General features: G+C 41.6%; 16 protein-coding genes and 2 pseudogenes. 8 read left to right on the top strand and 10 right to left on the bottom strand.

Annotation, left to right across the window (positions count from 1 at the left end):
• Window positions 1–49: 49 nt before the first annotated feature.
• Entirely contained in the window at window positions 50–412 is a 363-nt protein-coding gene (locus V7K36_RS32825) for a hypothetical protein (RefSeq protein WP_335122101.1), read from the bottom strand.
• A gap of 5 nt (window positions 413–417) precedes the next feature.
• The gene (locus tag V7K36_RS32820) at window positions 418–1,695 is read right to left on the bottom strand and encodes a DUF4331 domain-containing protein (protein ID WP_335122100.1); all 1,278 of its coding nucleotides are present in this window, start codon (window positions 1,693–1,695) and stop codon (window positions 418–420) included.
• Between the two features lie 683 nt (window positions 1,696–2,378).
• On the opposite strand from V7K36_RS32820, the gene V7K36_RS32815 reads away from it, so the two are divergent.
• Together V7K36_RS32815 and V7K36_RS32810 are read left to right on the top strand one after the other, a co-directional pair.
• Window positions 2,379–2,573 carry a DUF2256 domain-containing protein gene (locus V7K36_RS32815; RefSeq protein WP_094350216.1) on the top strand — a complete coding sequence of 65 codons (195 nt, stop codon included), beginning with the start codon at window positions 2,379–2,381 and terminating at the stop codon, window positions 2,571–2,573.
• Entirely contained in the window at window positions 2,573–3,526 is a 954-nt protein-coding gene (locus V7K36_RS32810) for an isoaspartyl peptidase/L-asparaginase (RefSeq protein ID WP_335122098.1), read from the top strand. Before V7K36_RS32815 ends, V7K36_RS32810 begins: the two co-directional genes overlap by 1 nt.
• Here the strand turns inward: V7K36_RS32810 and V7K36_RS32805 are convergent.
• The 5 genes and pseudogenes from V7K36_RS32805 to V7K36_RS32785 form a co-directional block, all read right to left on the bottom strand.
• Window positions 3,517–3,943 (bottom strand): annotated as a pseudogene (locus tag V7K36_RS32805) (DUF29 family protein). The gene V7K36_RS32810 and the pseudogene V7K36_RS32805 overlap by 10 nt on opposite strands.
• Before the next feature lie 157 nt (window positions 3,944–4,100).
• Complete coding sequence (locus V7K36_RS32800; protein WP_335122152.1) at window positions 4,101–4,265, bottom strand: type II toxin-antitoxin system HicA family toxin; 165 nt, start codon at window positions 4,263–4,265, stop codon at window positions 4,101–4,103.
• A gap of 318 nt (window positions 4,266–4,583) precedes the next feature.
• Window positions 4,584–5,936 (bottom strand): bifunctional UDP-N-acetylglucosamine diphosphorylase/glucosamine-1-phosphate N-acetyltransferase GlmU, encoded by a 1,353-nt coding sequence (glmU, locus tag V7K36_RS32795; protein WP_335122096.1) that lies wholly within the window; start codon window positions 5,934–5,936, stop codon window positions 4,584–4,586.
• Window positions 5,937–5,979: 43 nt separating this feature from the next.
• A pseudogene (locus tag V7K36_RS32790) lies at window positions 5,980–6,996 on the bottom strand (response regulator); the annotation flags it as partial.
• 736 nt (window positions 6,997–7,732) lie between these two features.
• Window positions 7,733–8,656: a tRNA (5-methylaminomethyl-2-thiouridine)(34)-methyltransferase MnmD gene (locus V7K36_RS32785; protein WP_335122094.1), complete on the bottom strand. Its 924-nt coding sequence runs from the start codon at window positions 8,654–8,656 to the stop codon at window positions 7,733–7,735.
• 241 nt (window positions 8,657–8,897) lie between these two features.
• Between V7K36_RS32785 and V7K36_RS32780 the strand changes: the two genes are divergently transcribed.
• Entirely contained in the window at window positions 8,898–9,095 is a 198-nt protein-coding gene (locus V7K36_RS32780) for a hypothetical protein (protein ID WP_335122092.1), read from the top strand.
• A 63-nt stretch (window positions 9,096–9,158) separates the two neighbouring features.
• On the top strand, window positions 9,159–9,980 hold the full coding sequence (locus V7K36_RS32775) for a sulfurtransferase (protein ID WP_335122090.1): 822 nt from the start codon (window positions 9,159–9,161) through the stop codon (window positions 9,978–9,980).
• A gap of 62 nt (window positions 9,981–10,042) precedes the next feature.
• On the opposite strand, the gene V7K36_RS32770 is transcribed toward V7K36_RS32775, so the two are convergent.
• Window positions 10,043–11,344, bottom strand: coding sequence for a hypothetical protein (locus V7K36_RS32770; protein WP_335122088.1), 1,302 nt, complete (start codon window positions 11,342–11,344; stop codon window positions 10,043–10,045).
• Window positions 11,345–11,908: 564 nt separating this feature from the next.
• Here V7K36_RS32770 and V7K36_RS32765 point away from each other — a divergent pair.
• The 4 genes from V7K36_RS32765 (at window position 11,909) to V7K36_RS32750 (ending at window position 17,140) form a co-directional block, all read left to right on the top strand.
• Complete coding sequence (locus V7K36_RS32765; RefSeq protein WP_335122086.1) at window positions 11,909–13,249, top strand: FecR family protein; 1,341 nt, start codon at window positions 11,909–11,911, stop codon at window positions 13,247–13,249.
• Between the two features lie 458 nt (window positions 13,250–13,707).
• Window positions 13,708–15,084: a glutathione-disulfide reductase gene (gor, locus tag V7K36_RS32760; RefSeq protein ID WP_335122084.1), complete on the top strand. Its 1,377-nt coding sequence runs from the start codon at window positions 13,708–13,710 to the stop codon at window positions 15,082–15,084.
• 112 nt (window positions 15,085–15,196) lie between these two features.
• Window positions 15,197–15,832, top strand: coding sequence for a YqiA/YcfP family alpha/beta fold hydrolase (locus V7K36_RS32755; RefSeq protein WP_335122082.1), 636 nt, complete (start codon window positions 15,197–15,199; stop codon window positions 15,830–15,832).
• Between the two features lie 162 nt (window positions 15,833–15,994).
• A complete protein-coding gene (locus tag V7K36_RS32750) occupies window positions 15,995–17,140 on the top strand; it encodes a histidinol-phosphate transaminase (protein WP_335122080.1) in 1,146 nt (381 codons plus the stop codon).
• A gap of 8 nt (window positions 17,141–17,148) precedes the next feature.
• Here V7K36_RS32750 and V7K36_RS32745 read toward each other — a convergent pair whose 3' ends face one another.
• Both V7K36_RS32745 and V7K36_RS32740 read right to left on the bottom strand, forming a co-directional pair.
• Window positions 17,149–17,703 (bottom strand): hypothetical protein, encoded by a 555-nt coding sequence (locus V7K36_RS32745; RefSeq protein ID WP_335092623.1) that lies wholly within the window; start codon window positions 17,701–17,703, stop codon window positions 17,149–17,151.
• 639 nt (window positions 17,704–18,342) lie between these two features.
• Entirely contained in the window at window positions 18,343–18,990 is a 648-nt protein-coding gene (locus tag V7K36_RS32740; protein ID WP_442948542.1) for a GNAT family N-acetyltransferase, read from the bottom strand.
• Between the last annotated feature and the right edge of the window lie 686 nt (window positions 18,991–19,676).

Genomic DNA, 19,676 nt, shown 5'->3' with positions numbered 1-19,676 from the left:
ACTTGCTCACTTATTGCTCACTTTTCTAGTTTGAAGTTGTAAAACTTATTTACTGTAGTGCCAGGGATCTATATGCCGCTTGTTCTGCTCGTAACACATCTTCCATTTCTCGAAAGCGTCTCAAATATTGATCAGCCAACAGACGTAAAAATATTGAGGAATTGGGAGATTGGGCAACTTTCTCCTCATAGACGCTGATAATATGCGATCGCTGTAAATAATCGGGTAAGACTAAAGCTGACTGCTTTCCTGGTAATATCTGCCTAGAATTAACAGTCAGCAGTTGCACGGTGCAGGAATATATACCTGACTTACCATTGGTGTAGCCTAAACTTAGCGCTTCTGTATCAGAGGGTCTTAGTAAAACCAGTAGGCTAGTCAGCGCTAACACCCATAGTATTCGTAGATGCATAAATCTTACAAAGGATTACCTAAATAAGGGAAGGTAGGAAGAAAGTTGGCATCATTAGGCCCAACATTATCGCTAGTCAGCCCCGGAATTTGGCCTAGAGTAATCCCTGTAACTGCATTACCAAAGACAACAGATGCTGTTACATCAATTACGTCATCTTTTGGTCTTCTACCACCAAAGTTATTGCCTAACTGAGTACCAAAATAACTCCCACTAGGTTTGGAAAGGTCAGCTTGGATAACATCAGGAATCGCCACTGAGATCACTGCATTGGCTATACCTTGAGGTCTACCGATCGCTTTGACAAAGGCTCGAATGAATTGGGATTGATTGCTAGCGTCTTGGGTTGGTGTCTGAAGATTACTATTATTATGAGCTTTAAAGTCCATAAAAAGTTCATTCAGGGCTGGAACTGCTAACCGCTCAATCTGAGCAAAATTCCGATCTCTGAGTCTAGGAGTATTAACACTAGTTGTCATCCAAACACCAATCTTGCCACTACCAAGCATTTTCCTGGGTAGCTCGACAATAATTGAGTGGACATTGAATGGGGCTAGGGTGTCTTGTGCTTGTCCAGGTGGTCTAAAGGAAAGAACTTGGAAAGGAGGACTGGGATTAGGCTGAAGGCTATAGTTCCGATCCGGGATGATTTTAAAGAACTGTTCTAGATCGAAAAAGAACGGGTCTTTGCGTGTGCCAACAAAGAAGTTGATGCCGTTAGATGTGGAGAATGTTTGGTTGAGTTGCCCTCGCCAACTTTCTGGAAGCAAAGCTGAGTCTGTTCCTTGTATGATTGGACGACTTGGACCGCGGACTGTAACAGTTTGTTGTAAGCGTGTGCGATTTATATTGAATTGGAGTACGACATCTTCAATACTGTCGCCAGTGTTATCAATCTTGAACTGATAAAGAACATTTGGATCGAATGGTCTTTGTTCACCAGAAACAATCAGAGGATCGAAATCCATTATAAGGACAGCATTGTTGGGGTTTGTCGGACTCTCAAACACATACAAATCTGTGAGATCCGCAGCAGTGAGCTTAGTGGCAAGAAAAGTTGTGTCCTGGTGATCTGAAGCAAAAGCTTTAGGGGTTGCATAACTTAGGACTACGAGCAAAATAGCGACAAATGCCACTAGGGTACGAAAAAAACGAGTACCTCCAGTCCAATCTAGCGATCGCTTGAGCGGAAAAAATGCCGCCATATTTTGCACTAATTTATTTATAAGTACCCAACCTTCAGTTGGTATAAAAGAGGTGAAACTCCGAGCATTTATTCTCATAGTTGCCCTTCTTGAGGTGTTTTGTCTCTACTATTGTATGTGCGTACGTGGAAATAGCAAGTTTATTTAGATTTCAAAAAAGACTGCGGTTATTACTGAACTACGTCACAGTTTATTGGCTCCTACAATCACTTACCAGACCAAAACTTGCTCACTTTTCTAGTTTAAGGTTTTAAAACTTATATAATACATATATACTACATAAAATTTGGGTATTTCAGCCATGTTGCTCCACCAATCGCTATTTAGTAGTCCGCATAGTACTTTTTTATTACCTACAAGTATGTAGTTGCAAGTGAAACGTACCACTATCGAGAAGTAAGCTGCGCCTAGCATCTAGTTGAGTTGCGATCGCAATGATTTTGGCAAGTTTACATAGTTAGGTTTATTCATACCTACCTTTTTGCAATCTCACTTCTGAATGTTTTCTTGTATGTATTGAAGGAGGTAAGAGCCATTGACAATGGTACGAAAACCCCTAATCAAGAAAAATTTACAGACTTACTTAAGAGTTGAACAATCTGCCCATAGGTTTATATTCCTAGACAAGTAGCTAATAAATAAGTCTAAAGATAGATTGACATTACATTTGTTCGCCCAAAGTATCCTCCCTTCGTGGCAAACTGGTTATAATTATCTTCCATCTCTCTCAGAAATCAAATTCTTATCTACACAGTATTTATATGGGACGTGTGCGTTCTAAATCTGACCTACCGACAAAAATCTGTCCGGTATGTCAACGTCCTTTCACATGGCGTAAAAAGTGGCAAGATTGCTGGGACGATGTGAAATATTGCTCAGAACGTTGTCGTCGTCGCCGTTCTGAAGCTCAAAATGAAACTAACCGCAACACAGACGCAAATAGCGCAAGGGATTAATGGAGTCACAGGTGCAACCTAAATTAATTATTCATGGCGGGGCTGGTAGTTCTCTCCACGGTAAAGGAGGATTAGAGGCAGTGCGCCGATCGCTCTATATAGTCATAGAAGAGGTCTATTCTCTGCTCTTGTCAGGAGCAACTGCTTCTGAGGCGGTGGTGCAGGGTTGCCAAATACTCGAAGATAACCCCCGCTTTAATGCTGGTACTGGTTCAGTACTGCAATCTGATGGGCAAATCCGCATGAGTGCTTCTTTGATGGATGGCGCATCAGGGCGGTTTAGTGGTGTGATTAATATCTCGCGGGTGAAAAATCCGATTGAGTTAGCGCAATTTTTACAAAACTCGCCAGATCGAGTGCTATCGGATTTAGGCTCCGCTGAGTTGGCGCGGGAAATGCAAATTCCTAGCTATAACGCTTTAACTGATTTGCGCTTACAAGAGTGGATACAAGAGCGCCAGGATAATTTTAAAAGCACAATGGCTGGTGTGGTAGCAGAACCCGAACTGGTAGAAACTAGCAATGCTGGGCGCGGTACCATCGGCGTGGTAGCTTTAGATTCTTACGGTAGCCTAGCTGCTGGCACTTCTACTGGTGGTAAGGGATTTGAGCGGATTGGAAGGGTAAGTGATTCGGCGATGCCAGCAGGTAATTATGCTACTAGTAATGCTGGTGTGAGCTGTACTGGGATTGGGGAAGATATCATTGATGAGTGTTTAGCAGCAAGGATTGTAGTGCGTGTTACTGATGGTATGTCGCTGAAAGATGCCATGCAGCGATCGTTTGGGGAAGCGCACCAGAACAAGCGGGATTTGGGAGCGATCGCCTTAGATGTGAGTGGAGCGATCGCTTGGGGGAAAACTAGCGAAATCTTACTCGCCGCCTACCACGACGGCGAAAAAATTGGCGATACTTTGGAGTGGAATGATAGTGAATTGATTGGCTATTGTTGAATCAGTTCCAGCGCCTGGGCTAAAGTTTCTTGCTGGTCAAGCATAGCTGCTAATTCTAGGGCTTCATAACGCCCGTCAAAAGCTTCTAGCGCCGCTCTTTTCAGTCCAACTTGATATCCTTGTTGCAGAATATCCATTAATTCTGCTTGATTCAAGTAAAAACCACTGGATTTGCGGCGCTTGTTTATTTTGTTGATTGATTTCACGCACCGTATTTTCAATAGAAACATCCCAAGAACGAGTAGAACGTTTTTCAGCCTTTTGTTTAATTAAATGGATGAGCAGAATCACACCACAACTATCAATTTTATTGATTTTGTCACTGAGGCTTATTTCTTCTAACTCATCCACTAACAGCAGCGCCTCATGGATTTTGCCTTGTTCTAGAAGTTGCCTAAGTTCTAGCAGTTCTTCCATATTATGTTCGTCTTGCTCTGATGACTCAAATGGGACAAGCTAAAACCATACAAACCATTTGATTGTACTTAAGTGGTGAAATAACTAAGATACAATGGTGGATTAGGTTATTAATGCACCATGAGATTGCTCAACCTGTACCTTTTGCTAATTCACCTCAAAAAGAGCGCGTGGCAATCCTGACTGGCGAATAATATGATCGTAAAGTGCCGACACGAAGCTCGTCATAATTAGGAACAGGAACGGTTATAGTTGAGTCTTCTGTTTGCTGCTGCATGATAATATGGCTACCGCGCTGGCGTACTTGTAGAAAGCCATACATCTCTACAATTTGACATACTTCCCCACCCGAAAGAACGCGCAGCTTACCCAACGCTTACCTCTAGGCGCGTAATAAAGACTTCTGTAATTAGCCGATCTTGGACTTCAGAGGGGTCAGCTGTCTCAAAAAATAATTCCAATGCCTCAACCAAATTACTGCCTGCTTCTTCGATGGTGTTACCTTAACTAGCAATATCAAGTTCTGGACAAAGCGATACATAGCCGTTTTTCTCACGCTCAATAATCGCGGTAACTTGTTTTGTTTTCCTCATCTTTTATCTCTATTTGAATCAGCTAGTCTGATGATTTAATTATCGCTTTATTCGATCTTCTTGCGCCAAGCTGGTTTCACCACCTGACGAGTACGGGCGATCGCTAGAGAATCATTAGGAACATCTTCTGTGATCGTCGAACCAGCTGCGATGTAGACATCATCTCCCAAGGTGAGTGGAGCCACTAAAACGCTATTGGAACCTGTTTTTGTCCGATCGCCTATTTTGGTACGGTGTTTCTTCACGCCGTCATAATTGGCAGTAATTGTACCGGCACCAATATTCACCTGATTGCCGACAACGGCATCACCTATATACGACAAATGTGCTACATTGGTGTGATCGCCTAATTGCGTATTTTTCAATTCTACAAAATTCCCCACACGGCAACCAGCACCCACCTGTACCTGACCGCGCAAATGGGAATATGGGCCAATGCGGCTTCCCGCGTGGACAGTACTATTTATTACTACCGAATATTGCACCATGACATTTTCACTCAACTGGCTATTTTCAATTAAACTCCCCGGCCCAATATGACTTCCGGTTTGAATCACCGTATTTCCCCGCAGATGAGTTTGGGGTTCAATAATTACATCCGGCTGTAATTCCACTGTTTCATCAATGGTGATGCTTGTAGGATCGATGAGGGTGACACCCGCTAGCATCCATTTTTCTTTGACTCGTTTTTGCAAAATTTCAGATGCTGTTGCCAGTTGCAGGCGATCGTTGATGCCGAGAATTTCTTGGTAATCTTCCACATCTACTGCCATGACTTGTCCCACCTGAGTCACGGCATCAGTGAGATAGTATTCTTTTTGAGCATTGTTTGTCTGTAGATGGGGTAGCACCTTTGCCAAATCTTGCCAGCAGAAGCAATAAACTCCAGCGTTAATCCGCTGATTTTGTCTTTGGGCAGCAGTACAATCCTTATGTTCGACCATTTGCTGCACAATATTTTCATCGTTACAAAAAACTCGTCCGTAGCCTGTGGGATCAGATAGGTGCGAAGTGAGGATAGTGGCGGCGTTTTTATTTTGGGCGTGAGTTTGTAACATCTGCTTAAGGGTTTCACTGCGTATCAACGGTAAGTCGCCGTTAAGTACCAGTAAATCACCAGTGTAGTCTTCCAAATAGGGAAGTAATTGCTGGATAGCATGACCTGTTCCCAATTGCACAGTCTGTTCGACAAACTCCAAACCGGGAATTGAATGCATAGCGGCTTTCACTTCCTCAGACTGATATCCCACAATTACGATTCGCCGTGAGGGCGAAAGTGGTTCTACACTGTCGAGAACTCTCTCTACTAGCGATCGCCCACCCAAAGAATGTAAAACCTTGGGTAAGCGTGATTTCATCCGTGTGCCGCGTCCCGCCGCTAGAATTGCTACAACTACCATAAGCTGAAATTATAATAATACCAATTAGCGTTCATTACAGCACCTACAAATCGTTATCCCGACTCCCGACTCTCTCTTTTTCCTGACAGGAGTGAAGAAACTCTAGAAACTGCTGCATTAGTTTGGGATTACGCCAACCGAAATCAGTTTCTTTTTGCATTATTGAAAGTGCTTCTGCTGAAGTAAGAGCTTCTTTGTAAGGTCGTTCGCTGGTTAGGGCATCGTAAATATCAATTAACTGAAATACTTGCGCCAGGTAGGGAATATCATCCCCCTTGAGTCCATCAGGGTAGCCTGAGCCATCCCAGCGTTCGTGGTGATGGCGAATAATCGGAATTACACCCCGCATACTGCGTAGTGGCTGGCAGATTTTTTCTCCAATCAAAACGTGCTGCCGCATGATCTGCCAATCTTCGGGGGTGAGTTTGCCTTTTTTCAGCAGCACTGCATCGGGAATACCCACCTTGCCGATATCGTGGAGATAAGCACTCCAGATTAAATCTCGAATTTGGTAGCGTGAGAGGTTGAGGTATTCACCAAAAACTTGTCCCCATTTTACCAAGCGTTCACAATGGTCGCCTGTGTTGGGATCGCGACTTTCAATAGACATGGCAATGGAAAATAGTACTTGTTCGGCATGGTCTAAATCTTCGTTCAGACGCTTCTGCCGCACCAAGGACTTTACACGCGCCGCCAGTTCCACCCGATCAAAGGGTTTGATGATAAAATCATCTCCGCCAACTTCAATTCCGCGAATGCGCGATCGCCTATCATTTAACGCCGTAATAAAAATCACTGGGATTAGCCTAGTCTGCTCATCCTGTTTGAGCAATTGGCACACTTCAAATCCATCCATTCCTGGCATCATCACATCCAGCAAAATCAAATCTGGTTGTTTTTGAGTTACCAATTCCATAACAATAAAACCATTGTCCGCCTGAATCACTTCGTATCCTTCTATCCCCAAGAGGGAAAAAGCAGTCATGCGACTGGCAGCATGATCGTCAACTACTAAAACCTTCGGCGGATCTAAATCACATGCATTCACTTTAGAACCTTTGGCTTATAGTGTTCTAGATACCAATGAATCATTACCTCAATTAACATTAGCTTTTATTTAAGAAGACACTGCTTGCCTATCTTCAAGCATAAGCTCTTTTTGAGCTCAGCCTAAAGAATAACTCTCCGTATTTTGCGATCCTACGGCATAATTTTAATTTTCCATAAGTTAACAGTGTCAGATTTCAAAAAAATTTAATATTCGACTGTATCTGAGCCAGAGTTTTCATAGCGATTATGCATGATGTCAAGTTCCCTATCTGAGTTTTTTGCAGCATATATTTATTATGTTACGAACAAGGTGTATCTTGTTGTCAAACTTATTACTTCTACTTCCAGTATGATGAATTGTTACAAATGTTAAACCAGGCTTTTTACGGATATTTTTTAACCTAGCGCTTTAACCTAGCGCCCCCAGAAAGCCTTATCATCGCTTGCTTTATATCGAGATATTGGGTTTTGAGTTTTAAATCTTTATAGTAATAATGTAAATGTAAGTGTTTTTACTTAATTATTTATTTAAGTATAAGAATATTCAATTATTGGTAATCTGAGTGTAAAATTGAATACTACCATAAAACTAAACTATTTGACTCGTAAAAACTTATTGCCTGATTATCTGGAAAATAAATCAGAATTTTTGGCAAAAAAAATGTCTAACTTTTCTGGAATTTAAGGACTGAGGATGAGACTTGATAGTTGCTCCAGCTACGCCCGTTGTAGATATCGCAATCTAACTACAAACTAGTTCCCATAAAATCCTTGCCTTGTATTCCCAACAGCCACTTTTTTCGCCAACAGGAAGTAGGCTCGAGCCAAGAGGTTTGTTGCTCTTGTTGTCGCCGCATCACTATAACTTCGGTTGGATCGCTCAATTGAGGATCGCGATAGGGAATAGCAGCACGGGTTAGCAAGTGTTCTTTTTCAGCTTGCGAGAGGGGAGGAAGTGCTGAGTAGTTTTTCAACTCAGCACTCCCAGAATGGGCTGCCACAGTACCAGGCGATCGCCTTCCCACAGGTGGGGTAGAACCGATGATCAAGCCAGCAGACAAAAGTGCTGTGCGTACAGCAGCAGAACAAGAATAGGTAGCTAATAAACCATCTGGATGTAAACACAATGACAGTTGTTTAATAAATTCAACAGTCCATAATTGAGGACACTGTTGTGGTGAAAAGGGATCGAGGAAAATTGCATCTGAAGAGAAACCCGACTGATGTACTGGTGTTATCGTAGTTCTAGCATCGCCAATTAGTAGCTTCGCTTTCAGACAAGGTGTTTGGACTTGATGCTCAAAAGCTAGCTCTTTCAAAATTTCAATATAGTTACAGTTCCAATTATCGAACAAATGATGAGCGATCGCAGCTTGTGGCACTGCTGGATTCAGTTCTAAACCAATTACTTCAACACAACAACTAGGATTCACTGCCCAAATTGTCTGCAAAGCAGCAGCTGTGTTATATCCTAGACCATAACAAACATCCAACAATCGCAAGACTGGTTTTTGGGCGGCTGTAGCTAGTTGAGTAGGTTCCACAAATTTGAAAAAACTCTCCTGTTTCGCTCCATAATGGCTGTGAAAGGATTCACCAAACTCTTGAGAGACAAAGGTGAAAGAACCATCTGCTGTAAGCTTAGGTGTAAAATTCTCTAAGTCTGACATTTGATAAAAAAACTTGAATTATTTAATATGCAAATTATCACGAGTTGGGAAAAAAAAGGTGCCGAAAAAGCATTAGAGCAAGTCGCACTTAATTATTGCGTGAAGGTATATCAGTGGAAATAGTGGCAAGAATTACAGGCTTAACAATAGAGCGAGTGCAGCAATTACAAGCTGTAAATTAATCAGTAATTAATACCCCAGTGCAGATTAGTTCCACACCAAAGATAATTTACTTTCGGGAATGCTAGGCGATCGCATTTCTAAATTACGTGTACTCAAAGTTGCCATAATTACTTGGTATTTGTTCCTTAACCTAACCTACGAGCGATCGCTAGGCTCCGGTGCAAAAGATGGTAATATCATCCTACTCGACAAAGACCTGATTAGCCCGCGATCGCAACTGATGATACCGCCACCACCGACCAAGTACAAAAAATAATAATAAATCGTATTTGTGCAAGTTGCGTAAGTCCTCTAAATAATGCATAACGCCTAATTTCCAATGCCCAATACCCAATTTGTTGTTTCGCCAGCTTGGCTGTTTGAACATCTAGAAGATCCGCAAGTCGTTATTGTGGATTGTCGCTTTTCTCTAGCCGATCCACAACTAGGACAACAACAGTACAAGACTTGTCATATAAAGGGATCATATTACCTAGATTTAAATCACGATCTTTCCAGTCCAGTAGGTAAGCATGGCGGCAGACATCCTTTACCTAACCCCAATGATATAGCGAATAAATTTGCGGCAATTGGGGTAAATTACCAAAAAACTTTAGTTGTAGCTTACGATGATTCGCGCTTTGCCTTTGCGGCTCGTTTGTGGTGGCTGTTGCGCTATCTCGGACATGAGCAAGTAGCAGTACTAGATGGAGGCTTTGCTGGATGGCAAAAAGCTGATTATCCGATTACCGATGTCATTCCTCAACCCCGGATGGGTACGTTTGTAGCTGAAGTACAAACAGAAAAGGTGGTAGATATTACGGCGGTGAAAAGCCGGAAAGATAGCGACGAGGTAGTATTGGTAGATTCGAGAGAAAGCGATCGCTACCGAGGTGAACGAGAGCCAATTGATAAAATTGCTGGTCATATTCCCGGTGCAGTCAACTATCCCTGGCAAGAAGTTACAGACTCATCCGGCTATCTACTTTCTGAAGATGAACAACGCCGTCGGTGGGAGAAACTAGAAACAGCCGAAGAAATCTTGGTATATTGCGGTTCTGGCGTTACTGCATGTGTGAATTTACTTTCTTTAGAATTAGCTGGCATTAGCAAGGCTAAACTTTATGCTGGCAGCTGGAGTGATTGGATTTCTTATTTATAGTCATTGGTCATTTGTCATTTGTTATTGGTTTTTTACAAAAGACAAATGACAAAGAACAAATTTCAAAACTGACCTAATTGTAAATTGTAATTAATACTGAAGAACCAGCCATCAAAATCAATATTTTCGTCGGTTGAACTACCTAAACTCACTCCAGCCTGCACATTCATATTAGTGGTATCGGATATTTGGTAATTTAAGTGCCCGAATAGCCGATGAAATTGGTCTTCGCGATCGCGCTGTGTAAAATCAGAGAAGTTCGCCTGGTAGTCAATACCAACTTGGAGAGGCTTTTGCAAGTAGTAGTTTAGAGACACCCAAAAGGAATTGATTATCCGATTACGACTTAGGGGGTCAGCAAAATTTAAACTCAATTCGTAGAAGCTATCTAGGGTTAATTTTGGAGTTAAGATATCTCGCCGTCCCAAAGACAGTTCGAGGGAATTCTCGTTTAAAAAGGGATCGCCTGCTTTAAAGCTATCTAGGCGATCGCTGTTGTTGGCATAAAATAACTGTTGATTGCTCCAACTGATTTCTCCGTACATTCGCTGGGATAGCTGCTGGTAAAGACTGAGATTAAATCTTACCTGGTTATAATCATATTGTGACTGACTTAAATAACGAATCAGATTGCCATCAATTGAGCCGTTTAAATAAGTCTTAGATCCCAAAGGGAAATATGCAGAGGCTAACGTCAGTCCAGAAATAATTAAACCATCTTCTATTGGACTATCATTTGAGGAAAAAATGTTACTTGTCTGGAAGTAGCCTACACGTCCCTGTAGAGAGCCTATGGGTTGAAACTTAACTACGGCTTGTTCTGTTGGTGGGGGTGGCTGCTGTTCTAAGGGTAGTAACCGCACACGCAACCCCAATTCGCGATCGCTATCAGACTCAGGTGGTAGTTTTGGCGATCGCACCAACTGTATTAGCCTCTCTAACCTTTGAGAATAATTTATCTCAGGTGTATTTAATAATTGCTCTTTTGAGTCTGGAGGAGATGTTGGCAAATTACTTGGCTGCGATTCTAGCTGTGGTGAGTCATTTTGCTTTTGAGTATCTTCAGGTTTTTGGGTTGTGTCAGGGGCTGGAATTGTTTCTCGTGTTTGCTGTGCCAGATTTAACGGCATCTGGGAGTCTAAAGGATGCGACTCACTGGACTGCTTGCACAAAGAGTTAATTACCTCTGGCTCCAACTTCTGACATAACTGCTGATAATTTAACTGTGTGCTTACTAAATTTTTAGGACTCCAAATATCTGTATTTGCAGATTCTGCCGCATCTACTCTAATGCAACACCAACTTCCACCACTGGACGCTAACAAAATACAAAAAAACAAATTCTTCCAGTTCTTGAGTCGCATCTGATTAGATCGCGTTGATCGCGTTTGACAAATGTAGACCTACAAGCTTTATCGGAAGTTCCGACTCAGAATATACAATTGAGTGCATCTATTTTAGCTTTGTAGGTATATACTGAGACTACAAACTTAAATTGCTGCTTTTCGGATTTTTTCCCAGATTTTTTTGCAAAACTGAGATGCTTCGATCGGATTTTTGCTGAACTTTAGTGAAATACAGCCAGTGATTCATTTCACAACATACCCCTAACAACTTCTTGTCCTGCATAACTCATGACCCTGTGACTGATCTGATTAGAAAGGATTATCTCTAAAATACTCCTCATTTAATTGTTTATATCAAGTACTAACTTTGAAATCTGCCACAGACTTGATTGCATACAATGTCACTTTCAGAATAAAAAGTTAAACAAACTAAACACATAGTTTATCTATTATGTCTTTTATGTATTAAATGTCAACTGAAAATTAAACGATTTTACCTAAAAAAAACTTACTCTAACAATTAGCAATAGCTTAAATCTTCAAATTTTTTGGTATTAGTTGAAGTTCACAAATTCTCAAACTATGTTTCATAAATCCTTTCCACTATTAGTGATTGGTTTATGGGGAGTTATAGTACTACCTTTGCCAAATCGGGTAAATGCCATAACTCCTCTGACGCGAGCAGAGATTCAGAACCTCCGCAACTTGGTACAACTGATACCCAGAGATAGACAGAAGAAGCGTCCTGCACGCAAATCAGATACAATGATTCCTGGGGATGGGTTGTCAACTGGTCGAGCTTCCCTCGCAGACTTGCGTTTTAACGACGGCTCTTTGGCACGAGTTGGGGAACAGGCTATATTTCAATTTTTACCAAAGACTCGCAGCTTTAGACTATCAAACGGAACCGCATTGCTGCTTATCCCTCCTGGAAGGGGGCAAACACTTATACAAACGCCAAGTGCAGCAGCAGCAATTCGTGGTTCAGCATTATTTGTCCGCTACAACCAACAAACAGATACCACGATTGTGGGTGCGCTGACAAATAGCGGCATTGAAGTTTCTAATAAGGAAGCTTCTCAAACTCAGGTGCTGCAAGCAGGACAGATGATGGTTATAGTTAAAGGCAAATTTCAGGGCTTATACGATTTTGATCTCAAAAATTTTTATCAAACGAGCGATCTGGTTCGGGGATTTGATTTGAATAGGCAAAATCTTACGCCTAAGTCTGACCCAGCGATCGCTAGCGTTCAAGCTGAAACTGCTGCGGCTTTGAGGGCACAGTCGCCAATAACAGGTGAGGGAGTAGTTGAAAACCCATCTTTTGCAGACCTAACTACTAGTGCTTCAACTTCCTCCACCAACAACATTATTACAAACGATTCCCCAATACACCCTATTGAAGATAATTCCCTATTAAATTCCTTTGAAGACGTAGGACAAGTTCTATCAAATACTCAGCAGCTTCCTGGGAAAAATAACGGTAGTAGGACAGTAATTCCTCCAGTAAATCTTCCAGTCATTCCTCAAGTAAATCTTCCAGTAAATCTTCCAGTAATTCCTCCAGTCATTCCTCCAGTCATTCCTCCAGTCATTCCTCCAATCGAGCCTCCAGTAATTCCTCCAGTTACTCCTCCAGTAATTCCTCCAATCGAGCCTCCAGTAATTCCTCCAGTCACTCCTCCAATAATTCCTCCAATCGAGCCTCCAATAATTCCTCCAGTCACTCTTCCAATAATTCCTCCAGTCACTCTTCCAATAATTCCTCCAGTCACTCCTCCAATAATTCCTCCAGTCACTCCTCCAATAATTCCTCCAATCGAGCCTCCAGTGATTCCTCCAGTTACTCCTCCAGTAATTCCTCCAATCGAGCCTCCAGTAATTCCTCCAATAATTCCTCCAGTCCAGCGGCCAACCACCTAAAACTCTACCAGAACCGAAGTAGTAGACCGCCCACTGAAACGGGAACAGCAACCCCTCTCAGACTATTCGCAAATATCAATCACATCAAACTGCTGAGGTAACTTATATTAGAAAGTCTCATCAGTTGATTTCTCATTGTTGTGAGGACAGGGGAACTACCTGACCTTGCTAGGACTTTCAGACTTGTAGCAATATTTTATAAACTTAGTTTTTCCAACGTAGCTGGTGCATAGATTTATACTCAGCGCTAGGGGCAAAATTATAACAAGTGTTAACTACTGGCTTTACAGCCACCAAAGCAAAAAGTGATATTCCCTACGACGAGATAGCATCTGCTAACGCTAGATTAATTCAAGGACAGGACTTACACAGGATTTACCGGATATCCTTATATAGTTCAATCGCATTCTGTGTAAGTTCCCAGGAACTAACTTGTTACTAAAGAGATACATAAATTTATGACTTTTGATTACGACCTGTTTGTAATTGGTGCGGGTTCTGGAGGTTTGGCGGCTTCCAAACGAGCGGCTAGCTATGGGGCAAAAGTGGCGATCGCTGAATATGATTTAGTTGGTGGCACTTGTGTAATTCGCGGTTGCATTCCCAAAAAACTCATGGTCTATGGTTCTCACTTTCCCGCACTATTCAGTGACGCTTCCGGCTATGGCTGGAAAGTGGGTAATGTGGAGTTGGACTGGGAACATTTCATTACATCTATAGATAAGGAAGTTCGGCGACTGTCGCAACTACACATCAGCTTTTTAGAAAAAGCGGGTGTGGAACTAATTCCTAGTCGCGCTACATTGGTAGACCCCCACACTGTACAAGTTGATGGACGCAAAGTTACAGCAGACAAAATTTTAATTGCTGTTGGTGGGTATCCTGTAAAGCCAGATTTATCAGGGATTGAACATGGCATTACCTCTAACGAAATCTTTCATCTCAAAGAACAACCAAAACATATCGTTATTATTGGTGCTGGTTATATCGGCACGGAATTTGCCTGTATTATGCGCGGTTTGGGTTCTGAGGTGACACAAATTACCAGAGGTGAAAAGATTTTGAACGGGTTTGATGAGGATGTCCGCATACAAATCGAAGAGGGGATGACGAACCACGGAATTCGACTGATTAAGAATAATGTGGTAAAGACAGTTGAACGCGTACCAGAAGGGTTGAAACTGACTTTATCAGGGGACGACCAAGAACCAGTAATTGCCGACGTGTTTTTAGTAGCGACTGGTCGGACTCCCAATATCGATGGACTAGGTTTAAAAAACGCTGGGGTTGATATTGTCGCTAGTTCTATCGAAGGGCCTGGATATCCTACCACAAGTGCGATCGCAGTCAATGAATATAGTCAAACTAGTCAACCGAATATTTTTGCTGTTGGCGATGTCACCGACCGAATTAATTTAACTCCTGTAGCCATTGGTGAAGGTCGTGCCTTTGCCGATAGTGAATTCGGAAATAACCGCCGCGAATTCAGTCACCAAACTGTACCCACAGCAATATTTTCTAACCCAGAAGCCGCTACAGTCGGCTGGACAGAAGCCGAAGCACGGGAGAAAATTGGTGATGCTGTAAAAATTTTTCACACTCGCTTCCGCGCCATGTACCATAGTTTGACAGGTAAGCAAGAGAAGACAATGATGAAGTTGGTGGTTGATAGCAACACTGATAAAGTGCTAGGCGCTCACATGGTGGGTGAAAATGCAGCTGAAATCATCCAAGGTGTGGCGATCGCTGTGAAGATGGGCGCAACCAAAAAAGACTTTGATGCCACTGTGGGTATCCATCCCTCAGCCGCAGAGGAATTTGTCACAATGCGGTAATACGAAAGAGTTAGGAGTTAGGAGTTATGAGTTATGAGTTGAAGAAAGAAACTTATAACTTAAAACTTAAAATTCTTAACTTCTCACTCCTCACTCCTAACTATCTACAGCTTTGCACTACATATATCTTCACGGTTTCGCTTCAAGTCCTAATTCTGCCAAAGCGCGGGATATAAGTGATCGCTTTACCCAAATACAGACAAAGCTGAAAATTCCCGACTTGAATGCTGGCGATTTTTCCCAGTTGACAATCACTCGTCAGCTAACTCAAGTTGCCGCAGAATTCAACAATGATTCTACGCCAGTAACACTAATTGGCTCAAGCTTGGGCGGTTTGACTGCTGCCCACTTGGGACAGCAAAATTTACAAGTGCAACGCTTAGTTTTACTAGCCCCAGCTTTTGGGTTTTTATCCCATTGGTTGCCCAAGCTAGGTGATGAAGAACTACAGCGTTGGCAGCAAGAAAAATATATCATGGTCTACCACTATGGGGAGGAGCGATCGCTTCCTTTAAGTTACGATTTCGTTACAGATGCTACTCAATACCAAGAAAAGCTTTTGCAACGTCCTATCCCCACCCTGATTTTGCATGGAAAAAAGGATGAAGTCATCCCCATCAAAGCCAGTCGCAACTTTGGGCGTTCGCGTCCTTGGGTGGAGTTAGTCGAACTCGACAGTTACCACGCCTTGGGTAATGTTATGGAAGAAACTTGGCAGGCAATTCGCCTCTTTTGCCAATTACCTTGAGGCTGTAAAATATTAAACTTAGACCTAACCGAATATTTTTCAGTAAGTACTACTTAACTCGTAGATCCAAAGAGGCTATATTCACCTATTATCAAGGATAGTTAGGGTAAAATAAGTCTTTTTTGAACAGTATTGATTTAAAATCTAAAATCTAAAATTGATATGCTTCCCTTCATTCGGTCAGATTTAGCACAATTCACCGCGTACAAACCTCACCCCAGTAGCGATACAGCCGATTCTGTCCCCACACAGTTTGATCGGCTGGATACAAATGAAAGCCCCTACGATTTACCACCTGAGTTAAAAGAGAAGCTGGCCTGGACGTATCAGCAAGTAATTGAAACAAATCGTTATCCCGATGGCGGACATGAAACACTTAAGGATGCGATCGCTGAGTATGTCAATGAGTCAGCCGCCCTCTCGCTATCGAATACTGCTGCCAATATTTCTGTTGGAAATGGTTCAGATGAACTAATCCGCTCTTTATTAATCGCCACCTGTCTAGGAGGAGAAGGTTCAATTTTAGTTGCCAATCCCACTTTCTCTATGTACGGAATTTTGGCACAAACTTTGGGCATTCCTGTAGTGGCAGTGAGTAGAAATGAAACAAATTTTGAAATTGACTTAAAAGCAGCACAATCTGCGCTCGAAAAAACTCAAAATCCCCCGATTCGCGTAGTTTTCGTAGTGCATCCCAATTCGCCGACAGCCAATAGCTTAACTGCGGCAGAGTTGACATGGTTAAGAAGTTTACCACAGCATATTTTGGTAGTAATTGATGAAGCTTATTTTGAATTCAGCCAAACTACTTTAGTAGGTGAATTAGCACAGCGTCAGAATTGGGTAATATTACGTACTTTTTCTAAAGCCTTCCGATTGGCAGCTCTCCGTGTTGGCTATTGCGTCGCTCATCCCGAAGCGATCGCCATTTTAGAAAAAGTTCGTTTACCTTATAATCTCCCCAGCTTTTCCATAGCAGCAGCATTGGCTGCTTTACAAAACCGTACACTCTTGCTGGAGTCAATTCCCCAAACTCTGAGTGAACGAGCTAAACTCATCGAAATTTTATCCCAGCAACCAGAACTACAAATTACGGCAAGCGCTGCTAACTTTATTTACCTACGTCTGAAACAAAATGGCTTTAATTCACAAGATGCTGCATTAAAAACTTTCCACCAGAAACTTAGAACACTCGGCACCCTTGTACGATACATTAGTGGAGGATTGCGAATTACTGTCGGGACAATAGAGGAAAACGCCCGCATCGTTAATCGAGTCCAAGCTGTTTTGGCAAATTTGGAATTTTAGCAATTGACTCAGTAATGAAATTGGCTGTCCACCTCACTGCCCAAACGGCGTACTATTCCCACTGTTTGTGGCAGCACACCTACTAAAAAAGCAAAAGCAACATCCGGCAGAAGAGCCACTATTTCTGGCGGAAAGTATTGTTCAAATTGATCGAGAATCTTTTGGACTCGCTGCCCAGGCACTGGGTTTTCTGTAATTTGTTTGATCAATCGAATCCACTGTCGTCTAATCAAGTAAGCCTTCTGACGTTCTTCATTACATTCGGGAGTTAATAAAGACAGATTACCTATAGGCAATGCCCTTTGGCAATCACAATCATAATCCCCACCCACAGCAGCCCCAGGCCCAGCAAACTCTGCATGGTAGCGTTTAAAAAGTATTAATCCATTTCGTCTACGACTATTGACGATGAAAACTTTTCCACTGTGTAAACGTGTAAGGATATCCGAGCCTTGCGATTGCTCAGTTCCATCTGCCATGACAACAGAGTCTAGGAAACTAGTTTCAGGGTAATAAGTTGATACCATAGAGGTTTGATAGCGTCGATGCTGTTCGCTATCCATGTTTTTTAAACTTTCAACGAATTTGGTAGTAGTATGCACTTCAAAACTTAACTAGTTGTTATGTCAAATCAGGTTTTGGAATTCTTTTATTATCAAGAGTCTTTTGGTCAATTTAACTAAGATAGTAATAAACAGGCATTGTTTAGTAATTGAGTGATCATATTTTATGAGATATAACTAGATTTGTCTCCAAATTCCGAGAGTGTTTTCTTAAAGTTTTTATAAAGATGAATATCTTAATTACAAAGTTATTATGAGGGATTGCTGATTTCCTAAAGTAATTGTAAAGCTATTTTCATTAGAATTTATTTATTTCTCTATATAAAATACTCTAAACTAAAATAATTATTATTTAAAGAAAAATAAAAAAAGACATAATTTAACGTTTGATTATTTAAATTAAGTTTTCCCAAGTTATACTTTTATGAATATTGATGAATAGGAATAGTCGTAAAAACTCTAAATGAAATATCCTCAAAAGAATTATCCAAAGCTATATACATCTAGGTATTTAGCTAGATTTAGCTAATATTAACTAAGTTCTTAATTAGATTAGTTTGTACTTTGATTGTCGATATTGGTGATAGATTTTCTCCAAACTAATTACAACATCAAAATTTACAATTGCCAAAATAAAATTCACATAGTGGAATCAGCACTCAGGTGCTTGTGCAAGAACATCTGGCTTGAGCGTCCTAGTAAAAATGTATTCCAATTTGATTCGACTTTATGCACCCGATATCCCGCTTTGAAATAAAGTTGCCTTGCCTGATGATTATTTTCTAAAACGTGGAGATATAAGTCTTGAAATCCCCACTCACGAGAGACTTTTTCACAGCTAGTCAGTAACCCTGAAGCCACACCATGTCTACGGTATTTTGGGTGAACCGCTAAATTAGATAAGTAAGGAAAACCTATCCCAACCTGGCTCCACGAATCACTGTCACGTACACCCAGCTCCACACTTCCCACTAAATTATTAGCCGTGCCAGTAGTAGTTTCAAAGGCGACTAAACAAATATGACGCGGCGGAGGTGATGCCATGCGATGCCTTAAGTCTTCGTAAATACCCAAACGTAGCAATGGAAAAACCCATCCCCACATACCTTTTTGGGAGTGAAAGCTTTCAGCAATAATTTGGGCAACACCGATTAAATCAGCAGGTGTAGCTGTACGAATTTGAAATTGGCAGCAAGCTGGATCGACTGGCTGTTGCTGGTATGGATGAAAAAACCGATATTTCAAGGCTAGTTTAGTATTGATTTTATTTAACGAAAATTTTCTCAAATATCCTCAAACACCATTTAAATTGAATAAAAACTTCATATCTACCCAGGAGATTGAACTGATCTAAGATTGCTAATGTGCTTTTGCCTGTGCAGCATACAAAGTTTTACACTTTAGTTTGGAGCTTTATAGCCTGCATTTTTGAAAAAGTCTTAGAAGTTACCGAAGAAGAATTCAGGAGTCAGGAGCCAGAATACAGAATGTATTCTGAACGAAAAAGTGGATGAATCGTGCATCTTTTGCCCCCGATTTTAATCGTGGAGATCAATAAAAATTTTCCTTGCTTGAAACCCCTGACTTGATTGCTGGGGTATTCTGACCGGAGGCGGAGCGTCTCCGGCTCCGCTCCTGGATTCTGACTTCTGACTCCTTTTCATAGCTTCATAAATCTACAATCTTTCCCTTGCTTTAGGTAGGGAGGATATCAGTGTGTTCACCACAAAAACGTAAAGTCGTACCCTATGGGTAGATAAATAGCATAACCTGTCCGTAGGCATAACCGACAAAATTGTTAAGTAAGTACACCACCAATAAACTCTGGTTGCAAACCACCTTTGGTTGCAGTACTGAACTTGTTTATGCAATTGCCACTACACTAACAGGACTTTGCTACTAGGTTATGGGAACAGGCTGTACAGCTACTGGGGAAGAATCTGCAAGATTCCTAATCCCTAACTTCTTAACCA

The sequence above is a fragment of the Nostoc sp. genome, from assembly GCF_036919555.1.
Taxonomy (GTDB): domain Bacteria; phylum Cyanobacteriota; class Cyanobacteriia; order Cyanobacteriales; family Nostocaceae; genus Nostoc.
Note: the sequence above shows the minus strand (reverse complement) of the source record. Positions and strands in the feature narration are given on the sequence as shown.

Coding starts and splice junctions, on each gene's coding strand:
- V7K36_RS32815 (WP_094350216.1), top strand. CDS start 2,379: ATGGGACGTGTGCGTTCTAAATCTGACCTACCGACAAAAATCTGTCCG.
- V7K36_RS32750 (WP_335122080.1), top strand. CDS start 15,995: ATGCTTCCCTTCATTCGGTCAGATTTAGCACAATTCACCGCGTACAAA.
- V7K36_RS32745 (WP_335092623.1), bottom strand. CDS start 17,703: ATGGATAGCGAACAGCATCGACGCTATCAAACCTCTATGGTATCAACT.
- V7K36_RS32765 (WP_335122086.1), top strand. CDS start 11,909: ATGTTTCATAAATCCTTTCCACTATTAGTGATTGGTTTATGGGGAGTT.
- V7K36_RS32785 (WP_335122094.1), bottom strand. CDS start 8,656: ATGTCAGACTTAGAGAATTTTACACCTAAGCTTACAGCAGATGGTTCT.
- V7K36_RS32780 (WP_335122092.1), top strand. CDS start 8,898: ATGCTAGGCGATCGCATTTCTAAATTACGTGTACTCAAAGTTGCCATA.
- V7K36_RS32775 (WP_335122090.1), top strand. CDS start 9,159: ATGCCCAATACCCAATTTGTTGTTTCGCCAGCTTGGCTGTTTGAACAT.
- V7K36_RS32800 (WP_335122152.1), bottom strand. CDS start 4,265: ATGTATGGCTTTCTACAAGTACGCCAGCGCGGTAGCCATATTATCATG.
- V7K36_RS32825 (WP_335122101.1), bottom strand. CDS start 412: ATGCATCTACGAATACTATGGGTGTTAGCGCTGACTAGCCTACTGGTT.
- V7K36_RS32810 (WP_335122098.1), top strand. CDS start 2,573: ATGGAGTCACAGGTGCAACCTAAATTAATTATTCATGGCGGGGCTGGT.
- gor (WP_335122084.1), top strand. CDS start 13,708: ATGACTTTTGATTACGACCTGTTTGTAATTGGTGCGGGTTCTGGAGGT.
- V7K36_RS32770 (WP_335122088.1), bottom strand. CDS start 11,344: ATGCGACTCAAGAACTGGAAGAATTTGTTTTTTTGTATTTTGTTAGCG.
- glmU (WP_335122096.1), bottom strand. CDS start 5,936: ATGGTAGTTGTAGCAATTCTAGCGGCGGGACGCGGCACACGGATGAAA.
- V7K36_RS32820 (WP_335122100.1), bottom strand. CDS start 1,695: ATGAGAATAAATGCTCGGAGTTTCACCTCTTTTATACCAACTGAAGGT.